Source organism: Erythrobacter sp. KY5 (assembly GCF_003264115.1).
Taxonomy (GTDB): domain Bacteria; phylum Pseudomonadota; class Alphaproteobacteria; order Sphingomonadales; family Sphingomonadaceae; genus Erythrobacter.
The window spans coordinates 842,353-869,105 of record NZ_CP021912.1 but is presented as its reverse complement, the minus strand read 5'-3'; the positions used below and the strand labels follow the sequence as shown (position 1 = coordinate 869,105).

The 26,753-nt window shown below is 62.1% G+C and carries 21 protein-coding genes and 1 tRNA gene; 9 read left to right on the top strand and 13 right to left on the bottom strand.

Going from position 1 to position 26,753, the window contains the following annotated elements:
• Positions 1-272 precede the first annotated feature (272 nt).
• Positions 273-1,790 (top strand): sodium:alanine symporter family protein, encoded by a 1,518-nt coding sequence (locus CD351_RS04250; protein ID WP_111991462.1) that lies wholly within the window; start codon positions 273-275, stop codon positions 1,788-1,790.
• A 90-nt stretch (positions 1,791-1,880) separates the two neighbouring features.
• Here CD351_RS04250 and CD351_RS15840 read toward each other — a convergent pair whose 3' ends face one another.
• The 3 genes from CD351_RS15840 to CD351_RS04245 all read right to left on the bottom strand — a co-directional run bounded on the left by CD351_RS15840 (position 1,881) and on the right by CD351_RS04245 (position 2,658).
• Positions 1,881-2,030: a hypothetical protein gene (locus CD351_RS15840; protein ID WP_174214243.1), complete on the bottom strand. Its 150-nt coding sequence runs from the start codon at positions 2,028-2,030 to the stop codon at positions 1,881-1,883.
• Between the two features lie 144 nt (positions 2,031-2,174).
• The gene (locus CD351_RS15835; protein WP_174214242.1) at positions 2,175-2,324 is read right to left on the bottom strand and encodes a hypothetical protein; all 150 of its coding nucleotides are present in this window, start codon (positions 2,322-2,324) and stop codon (positions 2,175-2,177) included.
• A gap of 258 nt (positions 2,325-2,582) precedes the next feature.
• Positions 2,583-2,658: transfer RNA gene (locus CD351_RS04245), tRNA-Trp, on the bottom strand.
• A 146-nt stretch (positions 2,659-2,804) separates the two neighbouring features.
• Here CD351_RS04245 and aat point away from each other — a divergent pair.
• Entirely contained in the window at positions 2,805-3,524 is a 720-nt protein-coding gene (gene aat / locus CD351_RS04240; RefSeq protein WP_111991461.1) for a leucyl/phenylalanyl-tRNA--protein transferase, read from the top strand.
• Here the strand turns inward: aat and CD351_RS04235 are convergent.
• Genes CD351_RS04235 through CD351_RS04220 form a run of 4 tightly spaced genes read right to left on the bottom strand, consistent with a single transcriptional unit; the run spans position 3,473 to position 5,516 of the window.
• Positions 3,473-3,976: a DUF2155 domain-containing protein gene (locus CD351_RS04235; RefSeq protein ID WP_111991460.1), complete on the bottom strand. Its 504-nt coding sequence runs from the start codon at positions 3,974-3,976 to the stop codon at positions 3,473-3,475. The genes aat and CD351_RS04235 overlap by 52 nt on opposite strands.
• A gap of 14 nt (positions 3,977-3,990) precedes the next feature.
• Positions 3,991-4,410: an NADH:ubiquinone oxidoreductase subunit NDUFA12 gene (locus CD351_RS04230; RefSeq protein ID WP_111991459.1), complete on the bottom strand. Its 420-nt coding sequence runs from the start codon at positions 4,408-4,410 to the stop codon at positions 3,991-3,993.
• 45 nt (positions 4,411-4,455) lie between these two features.
• Complete coding sequence (locus tag CD351_RS04225; protein WP_234027215.1) at positions 4,456-4,956, bottom strand: DUF192 domain-containing protein; 501 nt, start codon at positions 4,954-4,956, stop codon at positions 4,456-4,458.
• Positions 4,944-5,516: a regulatory protein RecX gene (locus CD351_RS04220; protein WP_369880785.1), complete on the bottom strand. Its 573-nt coding sequence runs from the start codon at positions 5,514-5,516 to the stop codon at positions 4,944-4,946. The genes CD351_RS04225 and CD351_RS04220 overlap by 13 nt, the downstream gene beginning before the upstream one ends.
• A gap of 279 nt (positions 5,517-5,795) precedes the next feature.
• On the opposite strand from CD351_RS04220, the gene CD351_RS04215 reads away from it, so the two are divergent.
• Positions 5,796-7,550, top strand: coding sequence for a fatty acyl-AMP ligase (locus tag CD351_RS04215; protein WP_174214241.1), 1,755 nt, complete (start codon positions 5,796-5,798; stop codon positions 7,548-7,550).
• 132 nt (positions 7,551-7,682) lie between these two features.
• On the opposite strand, the gene CD351_RS04210 is transcribed toward CD351_RS04215, so the two are convergent.
• Positions 7,683-9,260 (bottom strand): DUF389 domain-containing protein, encoded by a 1,578-nt coding sequence (locus CD351_RS04210; protein ID WP_111991455.1) that lies wholly within the window; start codon positions 9,258-9,260, stop codon positions 7,683-7,685.
• A 251-nt stretch (positions 9,261-9,511) separates the two neighbouring features.
• Between CD351_RS04210 and CD351_RS04205 the strand changes: the two genes are divergently transcribed.
• From CD351_RS04205 to CD351_RS04185, 5 genes are all read left to right on the top strand, one after another.
• Entirely contained in the window at positions 9,512-10,744 is a 1,233-nt protein-coding gene (locus CD351_RS04205) for a toxic anion resistance protein (RefSeq protein WP_234027213.1), read from the top strand.
• A 14-nt stretch (positions 10,745-10,758) separates the two neighbouring features.
• On the top strand, positions 10,759-11,583 hold the full coding sequence (locus tag CD351_RS04200) for a hypothetical protein (protein WP_111991454.1): 825 nt from the start codon (positions 10,759-10,761) through the stop codon (positions 11,581-11,583).
• On the top strand, positions 11,583-11,885 hold the full coding sequence (locus tag CD351_RS04195) for a polyhydroxyalkanoic acid system family protein (protein ID WP_111991453.1): 303 nt from the start codon (positions 11,583-11,585) through the stop codon (positions 11,883-11,885). Before CD351_RS04200 ends, CD351_RS04195 begins: the two co-directional genes overlap by 1 nt.
• Positions 11,886-12,133: 248 nt before the next feature.
• Positions 12,134-12,694, top strand: a complete 561-nt coding sequence (locus CD351_RS04190; RefSeq protein ID WP_162627598.1) for a biliverdin-producing heme oxygenase — start codon at positions 12,134-12,136, stop codon at positions 12,692-12,694.
• The gene (locus tag CD351_RS04185) at positions 12,691-15,276 is read left to right on the top strand and encodes an HWE histidine kinase domain-containing protein (RefSeq protein WP_111991451.1); all 2,586 of its coding nucleotides are present in this window, start codon (positions 12,691-12,693) and stop codon (positions 15,274-15,276) included. Before CD351_RS04190 ends, CD351_RS04185 begins: the two co-directional genes overlap by 4 nt.
• A gap of 27 nt (positions 15,277-15,303) precedes the next feature.
• Here the strand turns inward: CD351_RS04185 and CD351_RS04180 are convergent, their stop codons facing one another.
• On the bottom strand, positions 15,304-16,026 hold the full coding sequence (locus CD351_RS04180; RefSeq protein WP_111991450.1) for an energy transducer TonB: 723 nt from the start codon (positions 16,024-16,026) through the stop codon (positions 15,304-15,306).
• A gap of 347 nt (positions 16,027-16,373) precedes the next feature.
• On the opposite strand from CD351_RS04180, the gene CD351_RS04175 reads away from it, so the two are divergent.
• Entirely contained in the window at positions 16,374-19,373 is a 3,000-nt protein-coding gene (locus CD351_RS04175) for an ATP-binding protein (protein WP_111991449.1), read from the top strand.
• 84 nt (positions 19,374-19,457) lie between these two features.
• On the opposite strand, the gene CD351_RS04170 is transcribed toward CD351_RS04175, so the two are convergent.
• From CD351_RS04170 to CD351_RS04155, 4 genes are all read right to left on the bottom strand, one after another.
• Positions 19,458-22,877, bottom strand: a complete 3,420-nt coding sequence (locus tag CD351_RS04170) for a TonB-dependent receptor (RefSeq protein ID WP_111991448.1) — start codon at positions 22,875-22,877, stop codon at positions 19,458-19,460.
• A 285-nt stretch (positions 22,878-23,162) separates the two neighbouring features.
• Complete coding sequence (locus CD351_RS04165) at positions 23,163-24,116, bottom strand: isopenicillin N synthase family oxygenase (RefSeq protein WP_111991447.1); 954 nt, start codon at positions 24,114-24,116, stop codon at positions 23,163-23,165.
• Positions 24,117-24,255: 139 nt separating this feature from the next.
• Complete coding sequence (locus CD351_RS04160; RefSeq protein ID WP_111991446.1) at positions 24,256-25,137, bottom strand: hypothetical protein; 882 nt, start codon at positions 25,135-25,137, stop codon at positions 24,256-24,258.
• Between the two features lie 12 nt (positions 25,138-25,149).
• The gene (locus tag CD351_RS04155; RefSeq protein WP_111991445.1) at positions 25,150-26,643 is read right to left on the bottom strand and encodes a NupC/NupG family nucleoside CNT transporter; all 1,494 of its coding nucleotides are present in this window, start codon (positions 26,641-26,643) and stop codon (positions 25,150-25,152) included.
• Positions 26,644-26,753: the final 110 nt, after the last annotated feature.

The following is a 26,753-nucleotide window of genomic DNA, read 5'->3' as shown; positions in this document are numbered from 1 at the left end:
ATGCGCCTTTCGCGTATCGCGTCGTCGATCTGGTCCGGCTTTCAGGTAGGGCTCGTCGCCGTCCGGGACAAGATCACGGAAGGGCTTTTGTGCAGCTACCAATGTCGGAATTGAAGTTGCTAATATGGTGCATGGCCGCACAAAGCAAGGGGGATAGCGGCGAATAAGGCTGGTCAAGCCCATCGCTCGCCCCTAGCGTACCGCGCTTATCGATGAGGGCCGCAAAGAGAGCCGGCCCGCCTTCGGGGAAACAATCAAGGGGATAGCCACCAATGGCTGCAGACGTATCGGGCGCAGAAGCCTGGATCGCGCCGATTACCAATGTTTCGGATTTCATCTGGGGAGGCACATGGAACGGGGAAGAGCTGCTGCCCTTCCCGCCGATGACGATCCTGCTCCTGGGCATTGGCCTGTGGATCATGATCGGGCTCAAATTCTACCCGCTTCGCAATCTTGGGGCCGCGTTCAAGGGGCTCTTCGCGGGCCGCAAGGGCGAAGGCGACGGGGAAATCTCACCCTTTGCCGCGCTTTCCACCGCGCTTTCGGGCCAGGTCGGCACGGGTAACCTTGCCGGCGTCGCCACCGCGATTGCGCTGGGCGGTCCCGGTGCGATCTTCTGGATGTGGATCACCGCCCTGTTCGGCATGGCGCTGGCCTTTGCCGAAGGCTCACTCGCCATTCGTTATCGTGAGCGCACCAGTGATGGTGTCCTGCGCGGCGGTCCGATGACCTATATCATGATGGGCCTTGGGAAGAAGTGGACATGGCTCGCCATCGTTTTTTGTATCGGCACGCTTTTCTCGGCGCTGGTGACGGGCAATTCGATCCAGGCGAACGCGGTGGCCGACGGCCTTCAGGAACTGTTCGGGATCGAGGAATGGCTCGGCGGGCTGATCGTCGCTATCCTCGTCTTCGTCGTCATCATCGGCGGGATCAAGTCGATCGGCGGCGTTGCCGAAAAGGTCATTCCGTTCATGATGGCTGCCTATATCATCATGGCGATCATCGCTCTGATCCTCAATTTCTCAGAGCTGCCCGGTACGCTTTACCTGATCGTTTACAGCGCGTTCAATCCGGCAGCGGCGGCTGGCGGATTTGCTGGTGCCGCGATGATCATGGCCCTGCGTGCCGGTGTCGCGCGTGGCCTGTTCTCGAACGAGGCAGGACAGGGTTCGACCGCCATCGCGCACGCAGTTGCGCAGACCAACGATCCCGAACAGCAAGGTCGCATGGCGATGCTCGGCACCTTCATCGACACGATCGTGATCTGCACGATGACGGCGCTGGTGATCCTCACCGTTCGCGGCGACTTCACCGCAGGCACCGAAGCCGTGAGCTATGCATGGCAATCGGACCGGGTCGGTTTCGAGATGACGAGCGGCGCGTTCGCGGCGGCATTCCCGACCGAGATCGCAGGCATCGCCATCGGCACGCTGATTGCCAGCGTCGCGCTGATCCTGTTCGTGTTCACCACGCTGCTCACCTGGAGCTATTACGGCGAGCGCGCGATCACCTTCATCTATGACCGCACGCCCGGTTCGACCCGGGGCGGCGAGAAGGTGCTGCACATGGTGTGGCGTGTTCTGTGGTGCGTGGTGATCTTCCTCGCAGCCGCACAGCCTTCCGAACTGGTCTGGCGCCTGGGAGACATCTCGAACGCGGCAATGGCCTTGCCGAACCTCGTGGCGCTGCTGCTGCTGTCGGGTGTGGTGTTCAAGCTGGCGCAGGGCGTAAAGGATGCAGGGCCCACGCACACCGAAGACACGCCGGAAGAGCCGAACGAATACTGACCGGCTCGCAGGCTCAATCGCTCAAAACAAAACGCGCCCGGTTTATCACCGGGCGCGTTTTTGTTTGTCCGCGTATATGGTGTCAGACGTTCAACGACGTCCAAACCACCGCGCGAAGAGCCCGGGCTCTTCCATCGGGCGCACCGCGCCATACTTGATACGGCGGGTTGCCGCGTCGGTGTAGGGGCGTGGGCTGGACCAATTGTCGGGATTGCTCGACCGGATCGGCGCAGAGGTCATGGCATTGATCTCCTTGAAAAGTTTGTTTGCACGATTGCATAGGGAAAAGCGCGAGGAAGCGATTTGTTCCAGTTTCGTGACACAGCCGCTGCGACAACGGACTTACCGAAGCGCATGGATCGCAGCCATTGGCAGTGCCGAGCCTCAGTACCAGCCGAGGATCTTTTCAAGCCAGCTTGGCTCGTGCATCGATTGCACCGGGCCATAGGCTAGCGAGCGCAGGCTGGGATCGGAATGCGGGCGCGGGCTTACCCAGTGATCGGGTTTCGAAGAGCGGAAGCTGTACTGGCTCATGGTCGTCCTCCCTGAACGCGAGGGGGTCGGATCACGCCCCTCAACTCAGCGCCCAAAAAGCACGGTTCGTCTGGCGCAAACCTGAGCGGAATGGTTAGCGGAGGTTAAGGAATGGGGGGATGCGCGCGCAATATGGGGGCCGATAGGGCCCGCAAGCGCGACTGCGCGCCCGGACCGGCCCGGAATGCAGCGAAGCGGAATGGAGGATCAGCCGGGAGGACGAGCCGCCCGGTGACGGCTCATGACCCAATCAAAAAATGGCAGGGGTGACAGGATTCGAACCCGTGGCCCTCGGTTTTGGAGACCGATGCTCTACCAGCTGAGCTACACCCCTGCATTGGGAAGGGCGCGCTTTATCCGCGATGCAGGCGATAGGCAACACCTCTTTGTCAGGAGGCGCGCATCCAAGCGATGATGCCGCCTCAATCCGTCGCAAATTAACTAGCCTGCCGGCATCGCTCTGATACAGTCCGCGACATTATGCACTCGCCACTTCGCGCCCCAATCCCGGTTGAGACGCTGCTGCTTGCCTATCGCAGCGGCATCTTTCCGATGGCCGACAAGCGCGAGGACCAGGACATCTTCTGGGTCGAGCCGCGCGACCGGGCGATCATACCGCTGGGCGGCCTCCACGTCTCGAAGAGCTTGCGCAAGGTGCTTCGCTCAGACCGTTTCGAGGTGACTCACAACGAGGCGTTCACCGACGTGATGCGCGCCTGCGCCGCGCCGCGTCCGGGCCATCCCGAAAGCTGGATTAGCGAACGCATCGTCGCAAGCTACACCGGGCTTCACCGCGCCGGACACGCCCATTCGCTCGAATGCTGGGAAACCGGCGAGGATGGGGAGAAGCGGCTGGTGGGCGGCCTTTATGGCGTCTCTTTCGACCGCGTCTTCTGCGGCGAGAGCATGTTCAGCCTTGTCAGCAACGCCAGCAAGGTCGCGCTGTGCTGGCTCGTCGCGATGCTGCGCGAGGCGGGATATCAGTTGCTCGACTGTCAGTTCATGACCGACCATCTCGCCTCGATGGGGGCGGTCGAGATGCCTCAGAAGCAGTATCTCACCCTTGTCGAGAAAGCGCGCGGTGTTCCCGATCTGGCGCTTGAGGCGACGTATCAGCGGTTCGCCCACGGCGACCCGTACAGTCCCGACTATTCGTCGCCCGGAAAACTCATCGCGCAATCCTTGACCCACACATCGTAGATCGGGTGCTCGACCACGTTGAGGCTCGGGTTTTCGCGGAACAGCCAGCCGGAAAAGATGCGGGCATGTTCGCTCGCTCCGCGCTCAAGCACGTCGACCTGAACGAATGCGCCGGTTTCCTGCGGGAATTCATAAGGCGCGGTGCGCTCGCACGCTTCCAGACGCACGATGACCGGCCCCACTTCGGCATTGTCGCCGGGGCTCAGTTCCAGATCCTGGCTTACATTGTTGCGCTTGTTCAGAACTCCGATCGTCGCGACGCGCTCTGCCATCGGGGTGACGCCTTCGGCCTCGGGTTCAGGCTGAAGCGGCGAATCGGGGGGAAGCGGCGCGGGATCGTCCGGCGAGCCTTCCAAATCGACGACTTCGACCTCGGGCTCGCCCGCTTCCTCTTCGCACGCCGTCAGGGCGAATGCGGGAAGAACAGCGAGAAGGGCGTAGCGAACCTGCATTGCGTGAGGGGCGCTCAGCCCTCCGGTGCCCAGGCTTCGTAATCGCCGTCGGTCGCTGCGCGCTTTCCGCCGCGCTCAATCGCGCCCTTGGGCAGATAAGCGTCCGCGCTGCCGGTGGCATTGGGCGTGTAGTCGACTTCCCAGATCTTCGCCGGGGGAAGGTGGCTTTCCGGTACATCGTCGAACGCACCATGCAGCCAGCCATGCCATTCGCTCGGCACGCGGCTGGCATCGTTGATGCCGTTATAGATCACCCAGCGTCGTTCTTTCTGGGTGTAGGAGCCGGTATTGGGCCCATCCTTGCCCTTGGAGCGGTAGTATTTGTTGCCTTCCGCATCGGTGCCGACATGTTCGCCGCCAACGCGCTTCGACCACCAATGCGTGCCGATGGTGGCACCGTCCCACCAGGTGAAGATTTTTCCGAAGATTCCCATGGGCGCGCCCTTAGCCGAACTGACAGGCAGCGCCAAGATGCAAGATCACTCGGGCAGCTCCCATTCCACCATATCGCCCGGCTTGATCCCGAGCTCTTCGGACAGCCCCCCACGAATCTCGAACACCGCGACCGCCGGGCCGTCAGAAAAGACGCTGTCGGTCGAATAGGGCACGCCTTCCTCGATATTGGTGATGCGGTTGCCGGGGCCGATGAAGATGATGTCGAGCGGCAGCGGAGTGTTCTTCATCCAGAAGCTGCGCGCCTGCGGCTGGTACGAGGGGAACAGCATCCCTTCATCATCGCCCATTTCGGTGCGGAACATCATGCCTCGCGCCTGTTCGGCGTTGGTCAACGCCAGTTCGGTCGTGAAGGTATGGCTCTGATCGCCGCTGATGACGGTCACATCGGTGAGTTGCAGACCTGCTTCCGAAAGCGTCGGGGCCGTCTCGGCAGCAGGGGCAGGCGCTGTTTCCTGAGCTGCGGTGCCATTGGGCGAACACGCTGCCAGCGCCAAGGCCCCCAGACCTGCAATCAATCGTACCATGATCCGCCCTTTTCCTGCGCTTCTTCGTCTTCGGCCTCAAGCAGCCATTCGTCTATTTCGTCGCCGCCCGGTGCATCCACGATGAACGCGGCCGTTTCGAACGAGTGCCCTGCGCGCAGCATCGCGGCAACCTGTTTTTCGCGCCTTTTATGGCGAGCCTCCGGCGGCTCGTCTTCATCGACGCGCCGGCCGAATGGGCCAAAGCCGCGTTTGCGCGCAAGCAAGATGGCAGCGCGGCGGCTTTCGGCAACATTGGGCGCGTTGTCCTCGCGCACGCTTTCCTCGACGCCCGCTGCCCACAGCGCCTGTTCGACCCGCCTTGCGCCATAGCCGCGCGCAGTGAGGCCGCGCGATTTGGCACGCGCATAGGCTTCATCGTCGACATAACCGAGCTCGATCAGGCGCGTGACAAGCCCTGTGACGTCGAGCTCCACGAGGCGACCATCCTCATCCTCTGCAACCCCGCGCTCCCGGATCTTGCGCGCGAGGTAGCCTTCAAGTTTCGCGCCCGTCGTGGAAAAACGCGCAGCATAGCTCAGCGCGAGATCTTTCAGGCTCACCTCGTCCAGCGGGCGCGACTTGCGTGCTTTTCTTTCGCGAAACCCTCTGGATTTGCGAGATTTGTTCGATTTTTCGCAAGCGTCATCATCTCCCTCAGGGCGTCCCGGATCGCTACCGGGTGATGACGTTTTGCTTCCATGTGAAACCATTTCGCCTTATTCGTGCCACAGTCCTTATCAAATGGGAAAAAATTAAGCCGGACTGGAGGTATCCGTACCGGCAAGGGATGATTTAGCGCGCTTGCTCGCGCACAGCAATTGACGGGTATCGCCACGAAAATGACCGACGCCGCACTTACGCCGACGCCGAACGATTGCGAGTTGCCGCGCATTCGCGCGCAATTCGCAACCTTCAACGATGCGATCGATTACGCCGCCCGTTCAAAGAAGGGCATGAATTTTCACGACATGCGCGGCCAGCTTGAGCGCGTCTACCCCTATTCCGAAATGCGCGAAGACGGGATCGAGATGGCCTATCGCCTGATCGAATGGGGTATCAAGCCGCAGGACCGCGTCGCCCTGATCGCGGAAACCGGCGCCGATTTCGCCGCCGCGTTCTGCGCCTGCATCTATGCAGGGGCCTGGCCGGTGCCGCTCCCGCTGCCGACAACCTTTGGCGGCAAGGAAAGCTATATCGATCAGCTTGCCGTGCAGCTCAAAAGCTCCGACCCGGCAATCCTGCTTTACCCGGCCGAGATCGGCGAGATGGCCGCAGCGGCAGCGGATCGTCAGGGATGTGCAGGCGAAAGCTACGAGGATTTTGCGACCCGCCCCGCACCCCAGGTCGCTTTGCCCGAGGCAAATCCGGAAGACATCTGCTACCTGCAATATTCGTCAGGCTCGACCCGCTTCCCCACCGGGGTCGCGGTCACGCACAAGGCGCTGCTTCACAACCTGTATGGCCATGCCGAAAGCATGAACCTTGGCACCGGCGACCGCTGCGTCAGCTGGCTGCCGTGGTATCATGACATGGGGCTGGTCGGGTGCTTCCTTTCGCTGGTCGCGAACCAGTTCTCGGTCGATTTCCTCAAGCCCGACGCTTTTGCCCGCCGTCCACTGGCATGGCTCGACATGATTACCCGCAACAAGGGCAACACGGTCTCCTATTCGCCGACCTTCGGTTACGATATCTGCGCGCGCCGCATCTCCAGCCAGAGCAACGTGGCCGAACGCTTCGACCTGTCGCGCTGGCGGCTTGCGGGCAACGGAGCGGACATGATCCGTCCCGACGTCATGCAGAGCTTCGTCAACGCCTTCAGCGATGCCGGTTTCAGGGCATCGGCCTTCACCCCTTCATACGGACTTGCCGAAGCGGTGCTGGCCGTCACGGTCATGCCGCCGGGCGAAGGCATCCGCGTCGAGCTGGTCGAGGAAGAGCGCCTGTCGGGCACGCCGCGCGATATCTCGCGCCCGGCCCGCTACCGCGCCATCGTCAATTGCGGAAAGCCGCTGCCTGACATGGAAGTCGAGATCCGGGGCGAGGACGGCCACAGCCGCGCCGACCACCAGATCGGCAAGGTCTGGTGCCGTGGCCCAAGCGTCATGCACTCCTATTTCCGCAACCCGGAAGCGACAGAGGATTGCCTGATCGAAAGCGATGACCCGGAAAAGGGCTATTGGCTCGACACCGGCGACATGGGCTACATGGCCGATGGCTACCTGTTCATCGTGGGCCGCGCCAAGGACATGATCATCATCAACGGCAAGAACCACTGGCCGCAGGATATCGAATGGGCGGTGGAGCAGCTTCCCGGCTTCAACCACGGCGATATCGCCGCCTTCGCGCTCGAAACCGACAATGGCGAGGAAGCGCCCGCCGTGCTGGTCCATTGCCGCGTTTCCGATCCGGTTGAGCGCCTGAAACTGCGCGAGCAGATTAGCGACAAGGTCCGCTCGGTCACGGGCATGAGCTGCGTCGTTGAACTGGTCCCGCCGCGCACTCTGCCGCGCACGAGCTCGGGCAAATTGAGCCGCGCCAAGGCCAAGAAGCTGTACCTGTCGGGCGAGATCGTGCCGCTAGAACTGGCGGCGTAGCTTGTTGTGCTCGCCCATCCGGGCGAGCATCCTCGGCGCTGATCCCTTCGTTTTGCTACAGGGCGCCTGCGGGCGCGTGGTCACGCTTGCGGTCGCCTAGGGCGACCGAGGCTCAGAACCATACGGTTATGACTACTGACCGCCCCAATCCGCGCGTAGGGGTCCTGCACCGGGCCGCACGGTGACGCTCACGCCGCGCTGGGCCAGAAGCTCTGCGGCCTGCGATGCCTGCGCGGGCGGGCCGATCAGCACGATGGGCAGGTTGATACGCTCTGCCGACCATTCGATGACGGCCAGCGCCTGTGCGCCTTCGGGTGTCGGGCCGTCTTCGCCGAACGCGATGTTTTCAGGCAATTGACCGATCGGCGGGAGCAGTTCGATGAACCAGTCCGGCTCAGTGTCCGCGATCCGCATTTCGAGCGCGCGGTAGGCGGCCAGCGTCGCTCCGTCGAGCGTTTCGGCGCGCACGGTTGCGCGGCGGCGGGTGCGATCGACCGTTACGTCCCCCTCGGAAACGCCTGCAACGAGCGCGAGCCGGGTCGCAAGGTCTTCTGCGCGTTGCCGAGCATCGGCCTCCTCGCTCGCCCGTGCGGCGGATAGCTGCGCTGCCTGCGCGGCGCTTGCGGCGGTGCCGACCTGAAGCTGCGTCAGGCTCAGTTCAATCGGGCGACCAAGCCGCCGTGCCAAAGCGCGCTCGATCTCGGCCTCTGCATCGCTATCCGGTTCGGGCGTATAGACCGAGGCGACCACCACGATCGGCTCAGCCCGAAAATCGACATCGAAGCGCGAGATTTCCGATCCGGCCACGAAAGGCTCCTCGATCTCGGCCCGGATCACGCGCTGCGCGTTGGTCTGGAACGCGATCTGCTGGAGCGAGAGCGCCAACGGAACGGCAAGCGCGACGAACACGGCGGCGACGGCAAGGTTCTGGAATATCGTGTTGCGCGAACTCAGCGCGGTCTTAAAGCCATAAAGGCGCGCCATCGCCAACGCGGTCAGCGCGATGGTGATGAGGTTGGTCACGTAAAGCAGGAGCGAGCCTGAAAAGACCGTCCAGTTCCATGTCGCAAGGCCAAAGCCCACCGTCGCAAGCGGCGGCATCAAGGCGGTCGCAATCGCCACCCCGACAATCGTACCCTCGCGCCCGCGGATCATCGCATAGGCACCTGCAAGCGCGGAGAACAGCGCCACGAACAGGTCGAACAGGTTGGGCTGCGTGCGCGCTGCAATCTCGGGCGTGATCGTCTGGATCGGCGACAAGTAAACCAGCGCTGCGGTCAGACCGATCGCCATCAACGTCCCATAGGCAAGGCTGCGCGCCGATTTCTTGAGCCACTGATAATCGCCAATCGCGAGCGCAAAGCCCAGGCCCATGATCGGGTCCATCAGGGGCGACAGAAGCATCGCGCCGATAACGACGGCAGGCGAGGATAACAGCAGGCCAAGCACGGCGATGCCGGCGCTCATCGCGGTCATGAAAAGATAGCGTTCCGACAGGTCGCATTCTGCGCGGCGTTTTTCGATGACGCGCCCCTGGTCGACAGTCCCCACCACGTCCTCGCGCCACCAGCGGCGGAAGGAGAACAGCACCCTTGCAATCGACATGCCCTCGCTGCGGTCGGCGACGCTCCCGGTTTTTTCAGGAATAGGCGTGTGGCCAAGGCTCGAAGGCGCCTGAGGCGTGGGAGTGGTCGTGTTTTCGTCGCTCACAACAGGAAATTGTCCAAATGGCCGGTGAGCGCCTTTACTCGCATCAAATGCGCCGTGAAAGCAAATAGCGCGTGCGCCGCGCACACTTGGCGCAAAATGCCGCTTGGCGCGCTGAGGCGAAACGCGCTACCCTCGCCTTCATATCGTGAGTGGCTTGAAACGCGTGTTTTAGATCACTAATACAGTAGGAGGGCTGCGGGGCGGCAGTGAGACGCTTTCGCCTGAGCAGCTTAGGGAGCAAAACCAGACGCATGAGCACCGAGACTACGCCAGACCTGAACATTTCCGCACCGACCAAGACCGCGACAGATTTCGAACTGACGCCGCCTGATCCGGTGCCTGAGGTTGCGCCTGAAAAGGCAGCTGGCCTCGTGCCCGTCTCCGACGAGCAGAAATCGAAGCTCGACACCAAGGTCGATGCCTTCGTGACCGATCTCGTCTCGACCGATGCGAACTCGCCTGCGTTTGGCGAGAAGGTCGACCAGATCACCCGCATGGGCCAGGAACAGATCCGCGCCGCTGCGGCTCATTCGAACCGCTTCCTCGACCGCCCGGTGCGCGCGATGGACGCCGACAGCAGCGTCGGCAGCGACCTTGCCGAGCTACGCCGCACGGTCGAAGATCTCGATCCAGGCCGCAAGGGCAAGCTGCTTTCTCCGCGCAAGCTGTTCGGGATTATTCCGTTCGGCAACAAGCTGAAGAACTATTTCGACAGCTATACGAGCGCGCAGGGCCACATTCAGGCAATCCTCGAACGGCTCGAAGGCGGCAAGAAGGAGCTGCACCTCGACAACGCCGCCATCGACACAGAGCGCGCTAAGCTCTGGGAAGCGATGGGCGAGCTTGAGCAGATGATCCACATCGCCAAGACGCTCGACGCGCGGCTTGAGGCAAAGGCGATTGAGCTCGACAGCTCCGATCCCGAAAAAGCCAAGGCGCTGCGGGAAAGCGCGCTGTTCTATGTGCGCCAGCGCACACAGGACCTGCTCACGCAGATGGCGGTTTCGGTGCAGGGATACCTCGCGCTCGACCTCGTCAAGAAGAACAATGTCGAGCTGGTAAAGGGCGTCGACCGCGCGAGCACCACCACCGTTGGCGCGCTGCGCACGGCGGTAACGGTGGCGCAGGCGATGACGAACCAGAAGCTGGTGTTGCAGCAGATCACCTCGCTGAACCAGACGACCAGCGACATCATCGATTCCACCAGCACGCTGCTGCGCGAACAGACTGCGCAGATCCACGAGCAGGCCGCGTCGAGTACCATCCCGCTCGAAACGCTGCAACGCGCGTTCCAGAACATCTACGACACGATGGACGAGGTCGACAGCTTCAAGGTCCGCGCGCTCGCCAGCATGAAGCAGACCGTCAACGTGCTCAGCGATGAGGTCGAGAAGTCGAAAGGCTATATCGCCCGCGCCGAAGGACAGTCTCAGGCGCAGGCCAAGGTCGCCTCAGAGCCGTCGCTGCTCGGGCTGGATAGCTGAGGACGGGAACCCAAGTGAACGACACCACCCGCGATTCCGAACAGATCATGAGCGCCGCCAAGCGTTCGCTGGTCACCCAGCAGCAGGGCGGCACACATCGTCCCGGCCCACCCAACTGGGCGGGTTCGGGCGCGGCGCGGCGCAAGAACTGGATCAAGCGGGCGAAGTATTTCGCTGGCGCGATCCTCACGATCTTTATCAGCGCTTCGATCGCTGGTGTGGTCCTGAACGGGATCGGTTTTACGGGCGTGATGATGGTCGCGCTCGCGGTGATGGCAGCCGCTTTTGTCTTCGGCAATTTCCCCAAGGTGAAAGTGCCCAAGCGGCCCGAACTTGGCAAAGGCAATCCCAAGCAGATGGTCGCCCGGACCGAGCTTTGGCTGGAAGCGCAGCGCGCATCGCTGCCAGCGCCCGCCGTCGCAATCGTCGACCAGTTGGGCGTGCAGCTCGATGCGCTTGGCGTGCAGCTCGAAACGCTCGATACCGGGCACCCTGCCATGAACGAGGTTCGCGAACTGGTCGGCGAATATATCCCGGAGACTATCGACAATTACCGCAAGATCCCGGCGCATTTGCGCAATGAGGAACATGCGGGCGGGACCGCTGATGCACGCCTTGTCACCAGTCTCACCAAATTGTCTGGCGAAGTCGACCGGGTAACGCGCAAGCTGGCCGAGGGGGCGCTTGACGATCTTGCGGTGAAGTCGCGTTATCTCGAATATCGTTATGGCGGCGATGAATTGCTGGCCGATATGACGGGCCAGCAAAGCGAGCAAGGATCAGGCGTTCCGCTTCCCGATTTCGCCGCTGCCCCCGAAAAGGCGAAGGAGCCCCGGTAATGCGCGTCTCGCTTCCCCATTCGCTCGGCAAGGAAGAGGTGCGTCGGCGGATGCACAAGCACGGCCACGAAATCGGCAGCTACTTTCCTCCCGGAATGGCAACGGTCGATATAAGCTGGCCGCATGAGGACCGGATGGACCTGTTCATCGTGGCCGCAGGACAGCAGATCGAAGGCGGCATCGACATCGCCGAAGACTCGGTGACGATCGACCTCGATCTGCCTGCGATCCTGGGTTTCTTGCGCGGCACTCTGGAAAGGGCGGTTCGCAAGCATGGTGGCCGCTTGCTCGAAAAGAGCTGAAACTTAAGCCAAATCCGAGGCATTTCCGGTTGCCGCTATACCGGTAAAATGGCAGCTTTTTCAGTGCCCTTGTCAACCGACAGGGCAAATGTCATAAGCCGCTGGGTCGCACAGGTGGGATCGTGCACTCTTGGCGCAAGCATGGCGCAGGGTTCGCTGTGCTTGTGGCCCGAATTTCGCGGGGTCCTGATATTTTGTTAGTAGCTGCACCAGATTTGCGAGCCGCACTGCGCAGCGAAACCGCGCGATTGCACGATCAGCTCGACATGACCATGCACGAAGTCGCAGGCTGGACTTCGCGCGAAGATTACGCCCGGTTTCTCAGCCTGCAATATGCGGCGCGTCGCCCGGTCGAAGCATGGCTGGACCAGAACGCACCGACAGATTCTCTGCCACCGGCACAAACGCCGCGCATCGCGCAAGACCTCGCAGCGCTTGGGCATGACCTGCCCTCGCCCGCGACCAGCTTCACCATGGCTAGCGCGGCGGACGATGACTCGCTCGCATCGGCAGCGCTAGGCGCGGCTTGGGTTCTGGCAGGCTCCTCGCTCGGCAACCGCGCGATCCTTGCTGAAATGCGCAAAGGTTCAGGCGACGCGGCGACCTGGCCGCATGCCTTTCTTGGCGATGATGCGATGCTGACTTTCTGGAAGTCGCTGCGTCGCCGGATCGAACGTCCCGCCGACCCTGCCGAAGTGCAGGCAGCTAGCGCCGCCGCGCAGTCGGTCTTCGACCATTTCCTCTGTGTGGTGACCCCGCATCGGGACCACACAAAGCCAGCGCAAGTGCTGGCGGCGAAAGCTTCATGAACATATCATACGACCCCAAGACGCTGACCGAATGCGACCGCGAACCGATTCATCATATCGCCGCGGTCCAGTCGTTCGGCGCGATGCTGGTGACCAATTCGGAATGGGTTATCTCGCAGCGTTCGGTCAATTGCGCGAAGCTGTTGGCGATCGATGCCCTGCCTGAACCGGGAACGAAGCTTGACGACCTGATCAAACCCGCCGCGCTCAAGGCCCTGCGCGAGGCCGCATCGCGCCTCGAAGGAGCCGATGCGGTTGAACGTTTGTTCGGCTTAAAGCTCACTGAGGGCGCGGACCTGTTCGATTGCGCCCTGCACTGCAGCGACGGTAAATATGTGCTCGAATTCGAGCCGCACGATGCAAGCGGATATGCCGATCACCTGATGCTGACAGGCCCGGCGCTCGCCCAGCTGGAGCCGATCCGCGACCTCGACACATTGTGCCGTAAAACCGCTCAGATTGTGAGGCAGATGCTCGGTTATGACCGGGTGATGATCTACAAGTTCCACCCTGACGAAAGCGGCGAAGTCGTGGCCGAAGAGCGGCGCGAGGACCTTCAGCCCTATCTCGGCATGCGTTACCCGCGCGCCGACATTCCGCAGCAGGCGCGCGCCCTGTTCCGCCGCAACCGGTTCCGCGTGATCGAGGATATGGACGTGCCGCCGGTCCTTATCGAGCCGCACCTCTCGGTGAAAGGCGAAGCGCTCGACATGTCGATGAGCGTGCTTCGCGCACCGGCCGAAGTGCACGTCCAGTATATGCGCAACATGGGCGTAAAGGCATCGCTGACCATCGCGATCGTGCGTCACGGTGAGCTTTGGGGCCTGATTTCGTGCCACCATTACGAGCCGCGCCTGCCCGCCTACTCGCTGCGCACAGTGGCCGAGATGTTCAGCCAGATGTTCTCGCTGATGCTCGACCGGTTGCTGATCGACCGCTCGGAAGAATTGCGCAGTCGTGGCCGCGCCCTGCACGATCAGCTGATGGTGCGACTGGCTGGCGGAGCGAAACTGTCCGAACACCTTCCGATGCTGGAGAAACTGCTCAAGGATCTGATCAGGCACGACGGAATTTCGATCCTGATGGACGAAAACTATACCACCAGCGGAGTTGCGCCGACAAAAGAGCATTTCCTCGCGATCTCGCCGATACTGGGCAGCATGCCGATCAGCGAAACCTTCTCGACTTCGGCGATCCAGGCGCAAATTCCGCAAGCCATCGCTTTCAAGGATGTCGCGGCAGGGGCGCTCGCCCTGCCCATTTCGCGCAGCCCGCGCGATTATCTGGTGCTTTGGCGCCGACCCTTGATCCAACAGGTCACATGGGCTGGCGACCCAGAGAAAGCCGTGGCTTCCCCTGGCGAACGCCTGCAACCGCGCGGCAGCTTCGATGCGTGGGAACAGACGGTCGAGGGGCAGAGCGAGGAATGGTCAGAGGATGAGCTGCAGATTGCAGAAGGCCTGAGGGTAACATTGCTCGAAGTCGTGCTGCGCATGACCGACGAGATCGCGCGCGAACGCAAGAAATCGCAGGAGCAGCAGGAGCTGCTGATCGCGGAGCTCAACCACCGCGTCCGCAACATCCTGAACCTCATCTCCAGCCTCGTCCAGCAATCGAAAGGCGCGGCGCGCGATGTGACCGATTTCGCTGGCATTATCGGCGGTCGCATCGCTGCGCTCGCAAGCGCGCACGACAACATAACGCGCGAGAACTGGGCTCCCGCTCCGCTCTCCACACTGGTCGAAAGCGAGTTTGCCGCTTACGCAGCGGGCAGCGAAAATCGCTATCGCCTGATCGGGGCCGACGTTCTCGTAACGCCCGAAGCCTACACCGTGCTCGCGCTTGTCCTGCACGAACTGGTGACGAACTCGGTCAAATATGGCGCCTTGTCGAATGAGACGGGCCGTATCGACGTGTCGATTACCCTGTCGAGTTCGGGCGCTCTCAAACTGGGCTGGCGCGAGGACGGTGGTCCACCGGTCAAGCCGCCTAAACGGCGAAGCTTCGGGTCCATCATCATCGAACGCTCGATCCCGTTTGAGTTGAGCGGCGAGGCCGATCTACGCTTTACCCTTGGCGGGGTTGAGGCAGATTTCGTCATTCCCGCTCGCTTCATCGGCGAAGTACTACCGCTGCCTCAAGACGCAGCGAAGGCCGGCAAATCGGTCAGGCAAGCCGCCGGTGCAGGTGGCGCTTCGAACTCGAATGCAGGCGACCCACCGAAGAGATCGCTGCCCGATCGCGTGCTGTTGGTCGAAGACAACATGATCATCGCGCTGGGCACCGAGGACAACCTGCGGCTCCTGGGGGTTGAGGATATCGATGTACAAAGCACTGTAGCAGGCACGCTGGAGTCGATCCGCAGCGAGCCGCCCCAGTTTGCCATTCTCGATTTCAATCTCGGAACCGAATCGAGCCTCGCCATCTCGGAAGAATTGCGGGCGCGAAACATCCCGTTCGTGATCGCCACCGGCTATTCCGAGATCGACGACAAGATCGGCAATCTGGGCGCGCAAGGTGTGATCCAGAAACCTTATGGCCTTGAGGAAATTGAGCTGGCGCTGACCACCCTTATTGATTGATAGTCAGCAAAGTCGGGGCGTGGCGCTTTACCGTTCCCGGAAATCGACGCGGTAGCCATAACGTGCCTCGACCGGATTGCCCGCGCGGTCGTGGGCCGGATTGAAGCGGATCTTCTCGATCACGAGGCCGCAGACAAGCGCCGTGGTTTCGGCATCGGCGCTGGTGCGTGCGACCGAACAATTGCGCGCGCGGCCATCGGTGGTGACGGTAAAGACAACTGTCACCGAAGTGCCGAAGCGCGCTGCTCGTCCACCTTCGGGCACGGGAAAATCGCGCCTCGGATCGAGCCTGCCTGACGCGACGCTCGGCCCTTGCGCTGCGTTCCCTTGCCCGCTGCCATCATTGCCGCTGCCGGTTCCAAGCCCATCGCCCTCAGCCCCGGTCCCGTCACCGGCCTCACGCGCGCCCGAACGGCTCGCATCGCCGGTTGAAGAGGCCTCGGGCCGATCCTCAGGATTGCGGCGGATCGGCGTGGTGGGGGCGGTCACCGGTTCTGGAACTGCATCCTCTCCCGGAGCGCCCGCAGCCCCTTCATCGGGTTCCGGTTCAAGCTCGGGCTCGTCCTGGGGAACGGTGACGACCACGGTGAAGGCATTGACCACCTCGCGTTCGACCGAAGCGGTGAACTCAGGGGCTAGGAAGCGCGAAAGGGCATAGAGCGCTGCGATGTGGAACAGCACAATGCCCACCAGCAGCGGCCAGCGCGGGCCCTTCGGTTTTCCCTGATAGCGAGCGGGTCTTTTTGTCATCTATCCTGTGACAGGTTGCAAAGTGAGCCGGGACCAAGCGGTTGAAGAACACTTCGGGGTTACGAAACGCTTCGGGTTCGGACGTCTTGGGGAGGTTGGAACGACTTGAGTTGAGTAATTCAGGGCTACGCAAACGTGAAGATGCATACGCAAAACACTTTCAACCAAAGCAGGTGCTTACAGCGCCCCTGTAGCTCATCAGCCAACGCATACCAAATGCGCATGGTTCCATGTTCCTGTGAACGGGCTCGCCAACTTCGCTTGCGAGATCACCTGGCGGTCAGGCGAACGCGAAAGGCCGCGATAAACCCGGCAAGGGCAATCCATTGCGCGCGGGCAGTCTTCCCATGAATGATCGCACCGCTCCCCGGACAATGGCTGTCGGCGCCCCCTCGTTCCCCGCGGCGAAGAGGCCGGTCGACGGCGATATGGCGGCGGCAACCACCTTTGGCAGCCTGCTGGCGGTGGGCACCGTCGACCTCAAGAGCATCATGGCGGGCCTGTTGGCGGGTATCGGGTTCTTGCTGCTCGGCCTTGCCTGTCTAAGCCTGTCACGCTTCGATGCCGCTCTGGCGAGTGTCTGGCTTCCCAATGCCTGCGCGGTGGCCATGCTGCTGCTGGTCCGCGCGCGCAACGAACTTCCGCTATATGCCGGGATCGCCGCAGCCAGCGCGACAGCGAATTTCGTCGCGGGCTTCACGCTTTCAAGCGCGCTCGTCTTCACCGTTGCCAACCTTATCGGGATCATGCTGGTGACCGGGCTGACACGCGCGAAATGCGGCGCCCGGCCTGACATGACTAATCTCGCCCATCTCGGCCGGTTTCTGCAATATGGCGGGGCCGTGGGCCCGTTGACTGCGAGCGCGATTGCGGCGTTTGCCATCCCTGCGGCAGGCCAGCCGATATGGGTAGGGCCGCTCACATGGTTTCTCGCTGATTCTCTCGGGATGATCCTGGTCGTTCCGGCGGCGCTGCTCGTCGCGGATGCCGTTCGCTCTGCAACGGCCCCCAATATCGCCACACTGCTAAAGCGCGCTGTCCTGACCGCTGCCGCGCTGGTCGCCGTATGGTTGGTGTTTCGGCAAGACGTCTATCCGCTGCTGTTCATGGTGCCGCCGATCACTTTGTTTGTCGCTTTCAGGGGCGGCGGCATTGGCACGGCATTGTTCGTCCCGATGATCGCTGTCGTGGCGAGCTGGATGACCGTCGTCGGCTACGGCCCGATCGTGAACAATTCGAACTCGGCCCTTGATGCGGTTTTCGTGCTGCAATCTTTCGTGGCAGCCAATTTCCTCACCGGCCTGCCCATCGCGGCGATCCTCGCTGGCCGTGAGCGGATGGTGGAAGAACTGGAACGCGGGCGAGGCGAGCTCGGCCTGCTGGCGGAAACCATCACCGATGCGGTTCTGCGGCTCGATCGGGACCGCGTGTGCATTTACGCCTCTCCTTCGGTTGAAGAGGTAATGGGCCGTCCGGCTGAAGATCTGGTCGGGCATCCCATTGCAGCGCGCGGACCTGAGGACGCGCATGACCGTATCGAGAACGCGCTCGACAATTTGCTGAGCGGTCGATCGGACAAGGAGCGCATCACTTACCGGCGGTTGCTCGACGACGCAGAAGGCACTCCGGTCTTTATCGAGGCCGACTGCGCGATTGTGCTCGACCCGGTCACTGGAGAGCGCGACGGCGTTGTGGTTTCAGCCCGCGATGTGACCGAGCGGGTGGAGCTTGAGCTCCTGCTCACCCGTTCGCGCCGCCACGCTGAAAATGCCGCGCGCGCCAAGAGCGAGTTTCTCGCCAATATGAGCCACGAGATACGGACCCCGATGAACGGGGTGCTCGGTTTTGCGGAGCTGATGCTCCAGGGCGATCTGGAGCCTGACAATCGCCGCCATGTCGAGATGATCGTACAATCGGGCAGGTCGATGATGCTGCTTCTCAACGACATTCTCGACCTGTCGAAGATCGAGGCCGGCCAGATCGCGATCGACAACCAGCCTGTCGACCTTGTCGCCACTCTGGCCGAATGTGCCCAGCTCCATCGACCCAATGCCGAGGGCAAGGGCCTGCGATTGCACTTCACGGCCCTGGATAATTCTCACGACGATCACACAGACGCTGACCAGTCCCCATGGGTCGCGATCGACGCGCTTCGCCTGCGGCAGATTGTCCTCAACCTTATCGGCAATGCGGTAAAGTTCACCGAAAAGGGCAGCGTCGATGTGCAGCTGTGCATGGAGGGGGATGAATTTCGGGTCGATGTGAAGGACACGGGCATCGGCATCGGGGCCAAGCGGGTCCAGACCATCTTTGCGCCCTTCACACAGGGTGAGAGCGACACGGCAAGGCGCTTTGGCGGCACGGGGCTTGGCCTCACGATAAGCCGCCAGCTTGCCGAATTGCTGGGCGGCAGAATCGAAGTCTGTAGCGAGACGGGCATCGGATCGACGTTCAGCCTGATCCTTCCCGCACACTATGTCGAACCGGAAATCCCGGTTCTGAGCGAGCCAGCGCAGGCAAGGACTGCTGAGCTTCCTCAAGCCTCGCGCATCCTGCTGGTCGAGGATCACGACGTGAACCGGATGCTGGTGACGGAGATGCTTGAGCGCTGCGGGCAGAACGTGGCGTTGGCACATGACGGAAACGAAGCGATCGCGATGGTGATCGATTCGGTCATGCGAGGCGCGCATTACGATCTCGTCCTGATGGATATTCAGATGCCGGGATGCGACGGCTATGCCGCGACCCGCGCCATCCGGGCCGAGGGTATCGGCGCGGGCGACCTGCCGATCATCGCGCTCACGGCAAACGCCTTCCCGGAGGACATTTCCGCTGCCCGCGATGCCGGGATGCAGGGGCACCTCGCAAAGCCGCTCGTCTTCGCTGATCTCGCCCGCACACTGCAACGCTGGCTTCCCACGCGCATCGTTGAGGATCAGGGCGAAACCCGCCCGTCGCCTGCGCCGAGCAAAAGCGCTCCGAGTGATCAGGCCCAACCGGCACCGCCCCCACAATCACAGGCCGCACAGGGCCATTCGCCAACCCTTATTCAGCGCTGGACCGAGCGGCGCAGCGAGGCAATCGAAGCGGTTCGCGGCGCGCTGGAACAAGGGTCGCTGGGCGGTGAGAACATAGCTGAGGAGATCCGCGACGAGCTTGCACGGCTGGTTCACAAGCTTGCAGGGACAGCGGCCATGTTCGGCGAGGCGCAGCTGGGCGATCAGGCCGCCGCGCTTGAACGTGCGCTCAGGATGGGTCTCGATGCCGAAACGCAGGCGTCGCTGGCTTTCGAATTGCTGAGCGTGGCGGACGATCCGGCGGACGCGCCAACCGCCCCTGCAACCTGACGCATCGCAACATTCAACCCCCAAACGCAAACGGCGGGACCCGAAGGCCCCGCCGCTCGTGTTTTCAAGTCGGTTGCCGACGAATTAGAATTCGTAGCGAGCGCCGATCTGGATACGCCATGCCGACGCCGAGATGCCGATGTCGTTGTCATCGTCCGGACGGAAGCCCGAGATGATGTAACGGCCCTGGTCGTCCACACCGCCATCGACGAGGTCGAGGAACTCGGTGCGGGTGCGGCGAATGTTCGCGCTGCTGTCGAGCAGGTTGAGGAAGTTCTCAAAGTCGACGAACAGTTCGACACGGTCTTCGACGATGCCGGTCAGGCTGCCGATGAAGGGCAGTTCCTGGCTGAAGCGCAGGTCGAGGTCGTAGTGCCAGTCGTTGCGGCAGGTGTTGCGCGCAATCGATTGACCCAGTTCGAAGTCACACGCTTCGCCCACGTCGCTGTTTGCGAGGTAGTCGAGCAGCGAAGTGATCGCAGCCGGATCCGAAAGCGGCGAGACGTTCGCGTCGCCCACACCCGTCGGGATGTAAAGCAGTGCGTTGTCGTTACCCGAAGCGCTGTCCGCGAACACGCCGCCACCGTCGAAGGTGAGGCTGAACGGAGTGCCAGCCTGCGCACGGAACAGGATCGCGAGACCCGTGTCGTAGCCTTCGAAGAACTCTTCACGCAAGAACGCCGAAGCGGTGAAGTTGTGACGGGTTTCGAAGTTCGAGGTCGAGATCGCCGGTGCCTGACGGTCGAAGGCCGCGCTCACGTCGAAGGACGAGGTAGCGGTCGACGAACCGACGTTACGGAAGTTCTCCGAGTCGGTGAAAGCGTAACCGAAGTTCAGGGTAACCGCGCCGCCTTCGGTGAACAGGCCTTCGCTGAAGGTCTTGTTCAGGATGAACGAAGCAACGTGGCTCTCGTAACCTGGGCCGTTGGTCAGCTGGATGTTGTCATCACGGCGAGTGTTGAAGCACTCGGGCGTGAGACCGGTGTAGACCGGCGGGGTTCCACCCGTGCCGACCAGCGAAGCGTTACAGCCAGCAGCAGTGACATCGACAGCCTGGTAGATCGGACGACCGTCGACGGTGAAGCCACCGTTGGTGCGAATGTCCGGAGCCTGCGACAGGTCGACGAAGTTCAGCGTGTCCTGGAACCGCGAGTAGATGTAGTCGAGGTTCATGTTCCAGTTCGAGAAGAACCCGGTTTCCGGACCGAACGTGGTCTGGAAGCCAAGGTTTGCACGAATGACGGTCGGGACGTCGAAGTCCGGATCGGTCGACTGGACGTCAGCAAGGCCAGCACCAGCCGAAGCAGCGGCATCGTCGATGGCGCACTGCGGGAAGCCGGTGAAGGTGCCGTTGTTCAGAACGTTGAACGAACCGTCAGCATTGACCACGCCAGCGCAGTTTGCGCTGAAGGTGTCGCCGTTGGCACTTGCGAAGCCATCGTTCGAGAAGGCGTTCGAGTAGTACACAACCGGGTCACCGCCCGAGAAGATGCCCACACCACCGGTGATGCTGCTGTTCGAGAAGAACCCTTCGTTATACAGCTCGTAAGTGGCCGAGATGCGCGGCAGGATGACCGGCGAGAGACCACCGAACGACTGCGCGTTGGTGAAGCCATAACGGTTCAGGAAGTTCGGGTTCGCACGCGGTGCGTCGCCGTCATACAGCTGTGCACGGACACCAGCGGTGATCGAGAGCTGGTCGGTCGCCTGCCATTCGTCCTGGGCGTAGAACGACCAGATGGTGCGGCCGAAACGGGCAGCTGCGTTATTGATGTCGCCGTCGAGGCTCGATGCGATGGTACCGCCACCGAGCGGGCCGCCGCCAACGAGATCGTCAGCATCGGAGAAGACGCTCGAGAATGAGCCCGGTGCAACGATACCGGCTTCGAAGTTGTCGAGACCGTCGAAGAACAGCGTACCGGTCGCGTTGATGGCGAACAGGTTGAAGACTTCAAGGTCGTTCACTTCGACGCCGAACTTCAGGAAGTGGCCGCTGCCAGCGTCCACATTCATCTGGAAGCGAGCCTGGTCGATGCGAGTGTCGAGCTGGTTGGCCGAACGGAAGATGCCCGGACCGGTCGACAGGAGGCCGTTTTCGGTCGAGGTACCATCAGGTGCGACGCCGACTGCGAGACGCACGGTCGGGTTGTCCGACTGAGCTTCGCCGAAACCGACCGGACCCTGAATGTCGCCAACTTCGGCGCGGCTCACACGAAGCTCGGTCGAGATCGTGTCGTTCCAGTCCGAATACAGACGGACCGAGTAGTAGTCGCTCTCGGTGCCTTCGTCTTCGAAGCTGTTGAAGCCGGTGATGTTCTGGCCACCGAAATCGCTTTCGATGTTGGTTTCTTCGAGGCGCTGATAGGTCGCTTCGAGACGGTGCTGGTCGCTGAGGACAGCGTCGAGACGGCCGAAGTAGCGGACCGATGATTCAGCAAGCGAAGTCGGGTAGCCGCCGATGTCCTGGCCGTACACGTCGCGAGCGATCTGAGCGAAACGGTCGAATTGGGCTTGGCTGACAAAGTCGGCTTCGTTGGTGAAGCCGCCGCCGGCGGGACCGAAGTTGTTGCCGTCGCCAAGGTCGGTTTCTTCATAACCGAACGAGAAGAACAGACGATCAGGGATGATCGGACCGTTGAGGGTAGCACCCCAGCGCTTTTCCGAACCCGCGTTGAGCGGACGCCCGTCGATCGAGTTTGCGAACAGGCCATCGTCGAAATAGGTGATGAAGGCCGAGCCGTGGAAACGGTTCGAACCGGCCTTGGTCACGACGTTGACGAGACAGCCGGTGAATTCCGAGTACTCGACGTCGAACGGTGCGAACTCGACCGAGGTCTGCTCGATCACGTCGAACGGAAGCGGCAGGGCGTTACGCGCTGCGAACGGCGTTCCGTTGAGGCCGAAGACGTCAGCCTGAACGATACCGTCAACGGTGAAGGTGTTCGAACGGTCGTTACCGCCAAGGCACGATACGCGGTCGACTTCGTTAGCGCGGTCGAGGCTGACGCGCGGGTCGATACGGATGATGTCGCGAATGTCGCGGGTGATCGACGGGAACGCTTCGAGCGTCTGCGTGTCGAATGCGGTACCCGGACCAACGGCGACCTGAGTGACCTGGGCGCGGGCGCCGGTCACGACGATGGTGTTGCCGGTCGCGCTCTGGTCGAGTGTGAAGCCGAAGCTGGTGTTACCCGAGATGTTGACGAAGACGTTCTCAACCGACTGCCCTTCGAAGCCGTCAGCGGTCACGGTCACGGTGTACGGGCCGCCCGGGGGGAGCGACTGCACGCGGAAGTTGCCATCAGAACCGGTGGTCGAAGTACGGGTCTGCGAGGTACGTTCGTCGGTGATGGTCACCATGGCACCGGCGAGCGGGCCGCCATTGGCGTCGGATACCGAACCTTCGACACCCGAAGTAATCTGCTGCGCGGCAGCAGGGGTGGCGATGGTAGCTGCAGCAGAGAGTGAAACGACACTCGCTGCAAGAAGATACTTGAGTTTCATGAGAGGAAGCCCCTGGTCACGGTTAAAGTGCAATCGAAATGTTGCGGACGGACGCGTCCCTAGTCGCGCTGCGCTGCACAAAAGCGACGGTTTTGTGACAAACGTGTTACAGGGGCAGGCCCAGCAGGCCGCCATGCGCGCATCCGCGGTCCAGATGCGGTCCGAACCCCCGGAAATCAGCCATTAAACCGGCCCGTGTTGCATCAGAGCAACGAAACAGGCTTTTTTGCCAATTGCTTCGGGCCGGTTCGATGATGTGTTTGTGGCGCGCGATGGCCTTGAGAATCAGGCGAGATTGATTTCGCGAAGACGCTGCATCAGGAAGTCGTGCGAGCTGATCGGCTCCTGCGGCTGGGCACCCTTTTCGCTCACGCAGCTTTCGAGCGGCGTGATCATGTAGTCGGGCCGGAAATGCAGGAAGAACGGCATCGAATAGCGCGAACGCCGCGCTCCCTCGCCGCTCGGATTGACGACCCTGTGGGTCGTCGAACGCAGCACGCCGGCAGTCAGGCGTTCAAGCATATCGCCGACATTGATGACGAGCGAACCTTCCTCGGCATAGACTGGATGCCATTCGCCCGACTTGGTAAGCAGCTGGAGGCCCGCCTCCTCGGCGCCCAGCAGCAGCGTGATCGTGTTGATATCGCCATGCGCAGCAGCGCGGATCGCGCCTTCTGGTGCATCGTCGGGAAGCGGCGGATAATGAAGCAGGCGCATCACCGAATTGCCGTCCTCGACCGTGGACGCGAAGAAGTTTCGATCGAGCCCAAGGTGAAGCGCAATCGCCTCAAGCACGCGAAGGCCGGTTGTGTCGAACGCGGCGTAAAGTTCGGTGAATGTGTCCTCGAACTCCTCGACCTCATCGGGCCAGACATTGGGCGCCATATATTCGGCAAGCTCGTGCCCTTCGGGAAGCGAGCGCCCGACATGCCAGAATTCCTTGAGGTCGAAGATCTCCGCGTCTTTCGCTTTCTCCGTGCCGAACGGCGTGTATCCACGCGCGCCGCCGCCGCCTTCGATCTTGTAGGCGCGCTTCACATCTTCCGGCAGGGCGAAGAACGCCTTCGAAGTCGCCTCGGCGCGGTCGATCAGGTCCTGCGGGATGCCATGATCGCGCACGACGGCAAAGCCGAACTCGCCAAAGCTGCGGCCAAGCTCGTCAGCGATTTCCTCGAGCGGCTTTGCAAGTGAGACAGAAGCGATGTCATTGGCGGGTTGAATGTCAGTCATGAGGTTCATTTATATGGTCGCCCTTCGGTGTGCCAAGGCCTTGATTGCCTGAGCCGCTCCATAAGGCCGGGATTTCGGAGGAGTATTTGCGCCAGATCAAGCTGTCGCATGGGTCGCGACATTGGGCGCTGATCGAGTGTCCGGCGCTTTAGTCGTTTGTCGGCGGAGGGGAAGCGGAAATCTTTCCCAGAGCAAAGACCCCGTCGTAACTCTGTGGCTCTGTGACCTTGCTCAGGTGAAAGCCACGCTCCATCGGCGGGCGGCTCGGGCCGGCTGGGTGCGCTTTGCATGAAACCATGTCGGAGGTAACCGGCTCGGTCGGGTCGAAGTCAGCGCCTATGGCAAGTTGGCAGCTCCAACTCTCACCGCCATCGCTGTGCATCACGAGCGACACGACGCGATTTGCCGGAGCGAGCAGGTTGGCCATGGGGCGGGTCGGTGTCTGGCCGAGGACCGCCGGAAGCTTCTCGGCGTGGAACCCGCCAACGAGCACCACGACATGCGCATAATCTCGCGACTGAGCAGCCTCGCGGATATTGGCGGCCTGCGCTGCCTCGTGCGGCTCCTGTCCGGGCAATCCGGCAAAGGCAGCGCGCTGCGCATCGCCGTTCGCGCCGTTGAACGCGACGATATCGATATCGCGCCCCGCTTCCTTCAGGGCGTGCAACCGCTCGAGCATTTCCAGCATCGCGAGGCTCGCAACGCCATCCTGCCGCGCGCCCCAGTCGGGCACTTCGGCAAACAACGCTGTGCGGAACTCATCATGCGGCTTTGCCCAAGCGCGCTGGAAACCGTCATTGTCCGGCGAGGAAAACTCGATGGCGAGGAGGACTGGCCCATCCTCTGCCACCGCGCAGACATACTCCGCTGTCGCTGCGGGCGCTTCGAGGGTCCCATGGCTTTCGCCCAGCACAAGATACTTGCCCCGCGCCTCGCTTGCGACCGCCTCCCAGCCCGGCAGCGGATCGCAAGCTGCCCCCGGTGACCCCGATGCCAGCACGGCGGTGAGAGCAAGCGACAGGGCAGACATGGACGGCCTCTCCTAAAGCGGCAGGAAGATACTCGCGAGCGCGGCGCTCATCAGGTTGGCAAGGCTGCCCGCAGCAAGCGCTTTGAGGCCAAGCTTAGCAATCACCGCACGCTGGTTCGGGGCAAGCCCGCCCGTTACCGCCATCTGGATCGCGATGGAGGAGAAATTGGCAAAGCCGCAGAGCGCAAAGGTGATGATTGCGCGGCTGCGATCGGTCAGGACACCGCCCGCATCGGCAGCCGCCATCGCGCCAAGGTCGATGAAGGCGACGAATTCGTTGAGCACGATCTTGGTCCCGAACAGCCCGCCAGCAATGCGCGCCTGCTCCCAATCGGCGATCCCGATCAGGAACATGACCGGCGCAAACACATAGCCGAGCAACTTCTGGAAACTCAGCGTCGAAAGCCACTCTGCCGTTTCTGCACCTAACGGCATCCCAATCCCGGCAGCTCCGGAAACGATCCAGGCGCCCGCGCCCGCAAGCAATCCGTTTGCAAGTGCGACCAGGGCGACGAACACCATGACCATCGCCCCAACCGCAACCGCGAGCTTCACGCCGGTCTGCGTCCCTTGCGCGGCAGCTTCGATGATGTTGGCGGGGGTATGACCCTCCTCGAAGGTTTCGGCCATCTCGACTTCTTCCGGCCTGCCGGTTTCGCCGATAGCGGCAGGTCCGGTTGCGCTGATGCGCGACTGCGGCAGTTCGACCTCTTCGCCGTTCTTGCCCACCATCGTCACACGGCTGACCTGATCGGTGGGCGCGCCGCTTTTCGCCCTGAGGCTGCTGCTTGCCTGCTGCCCCACGGTTGCGCCCGGCTTCATCGGCTCTTCAGGCATATCGGGCATGATGATCTTTGCCATCAGGATACCGCCCGGCGCCGACATGAAGGCGGCGGCCAGCAGAAACGGCACGGCCTCCGCCCCGATAAAGCTTGCATAGGCAGCAAGGATCGTCCCCGCGACGCCCGCCATGCCAACGCTCATCAGCGTGAACAGGCGCGCGGGCGGAAGCGCGGCGAGATACGGGCGCACGACCAGCGGGCTTTCCGACTGTCCCACGAAGATATTGGCAGCGCTGCCCAGCGCCTCAACCTTGCTGATCCCGGTGATCCAGCCGATCGCCCCGCCGACCCAGCGCACCAGCTTCTGCATGATGCCAAGGTGATAAAGGATCGAAACGATGGCCGCGAAGAACACGATCACCGGCAGTGCGGCGATGACGAATGTGTTCGCAAACGGGTTGTTCTCGAAAGGTCCGAAAACCGAAGCGATCCCGACTTTCGAGAAATCAAGGAGCGCGATCACGCCGTTCGACAGGAACTGGATAAGAGCGACGCCAAAGTCCGTGCGCAGTACCAATAGCGCCATGAAGGCCTGAAGCGCGAAAGCGGCACCCACCACCCGCAGATTGATATGCTTCCTGCCAGAAGACAGCGCATAGGCGATGCCCAGGATCGCAGCGATCCCGATCACGCTGAAAACTATCGAAGTTACGCTTTCACTCATGTACCCGCACTCATACCCTTGCGCCCCTCACGGTGCTCACCCGAAGCGACGCCGACCCTCGTTCTTGTTCTGTCGAGTTAGCAACCCGTCGCACGGACCCTCCCATCAAG

What these genes read in the sequence shown, in the direction of transcription:
- CD351_RS15835 (WP_174214242.1), bottom strand. Translation starts at nt 2,324, where the DNA reads ATGAGCCAGTACAGCTTCCGCTCTTCGAAACCCGATCACTGGGTAAGC.
- CD351_RS15840 (WP_174214243.1), bottom strand. Translation starts at nt 2,030, where the DNA reads ATGACCTCTGCGCCGATCCGGTCGAGCAATCCCGACAATTGGTCCAGC.
- CD351_RS04225 (WP_234027215.1), bottom strand. Translation starts at nt 4,956, where the DNA reads ATGGTACGATTGATTGCAGGTCTGGGGGCCTTGGCGCTGGCAGCGTGT.
- CD351_RS04235 (WP_111991460.1), bottom strand. Translation starts at nt 3,976, where the DNA reads ATGCAGGTTCGCTACGCCCTTCTCGCTGTTCTTCCCGCATTCGCCCTG.
- CD351_RS04195 (WP_111991453.1), top strand. Translation starts at nt 11,583, where the DNA reads ATGCGCGTCTCGCTTCCCCATTCGCTCGGCAAGGAAGAGGTGCGTCGG.
- CD351_RS04175 (WP_111991449.1), top strand. Translation starts at nt 16,374, where the DNA reads ATGAATGATCGCACCGCTCCCCGGACAATGGCTGTCGGCGCCCCCTCG.
- CD351_RS04250 (WP_111991462.1), top strand. Translation starts at nt 273, where the DNA reads ATGGCTGCAGACGTATCGGGCGCAGAAGCCTGGATCGCGCCGATTACC.
- CD351_RS04155 (WP_111991445.1), bottom strand. Translation starts at nt 26,643, where the DNA reads ATGAGTGAAAGCGTAACTTCGATAGTTTTCAGCGTGATCGGGATCGCT.
- CD351_RS04215 (WP_174214241.1), top strand. Translation starts at nt 5,796, where the DNA reads ATGACCGACGCCGCACTTACGCCGACGCCGAACGATTGCGAGTTGCCG.
- CD351_RS04165 (WP_111991447.1), bottom strand. Translation starts at nt 24,116, where the DNA reads ATGAACCTCATGACTGACATTCAACCCGCCAATGACATCGCTTCTGTC.
- CD351_RS04185 (WP_111991451.1), top strand. Translation starts at nt 12,691, where the DNA reads ATGAACATATCATACGACCCCAAGACGCTGACCGAATGCGACCGCGAA.
- CD351_RS04170 (WP_111991448.1), bottom strand. Translation starts at nt 22,877, where the DNA reads ATGAAACTCAAGTATCTTCTTGCAGCGAGTGTCGTTTCACTCTCTGCT.
- aat (WP_111991461.1), top strand. Translation starts at nt 2,805, where the DNA reads ATGCACTCGCCACTTCGCGCCCCAATCCCGGTTGAGACGCTGCTGCTT.
- CD351_RS04180 (WP_111991450.1), bottom strand. Translation starts at nt 16,026, where the DNA reads ATGACAAAAAGACCCGCTCGCTATCAGGGAAAACCGAAGGGCCCGCGC.
- CD351_RS04230 (WP_111991459.1), bottom strand. Translation starts at nt 4,410, where the DNA reads ATGGGAATCTTCGGAAAAATCTTCACCTGGTGGGACGGTGCCACCATC.
- CD351_RS04160 (WP_111991446.1), bottom strand. Translation starts at nt 25,137, where the DNA reads ATGTCTGCCCTGTCGCTTGCTCTCACCGCCGTGCTGGCATCGGGGTCA.
- CD351_RS04205 (WP_234027213.1), top strand. Translation starts at nt 9,512, where the DNA reads ATGAGCACCGAGACTACGCCAGACCTGAACATTTCCGCACCGACCAAG.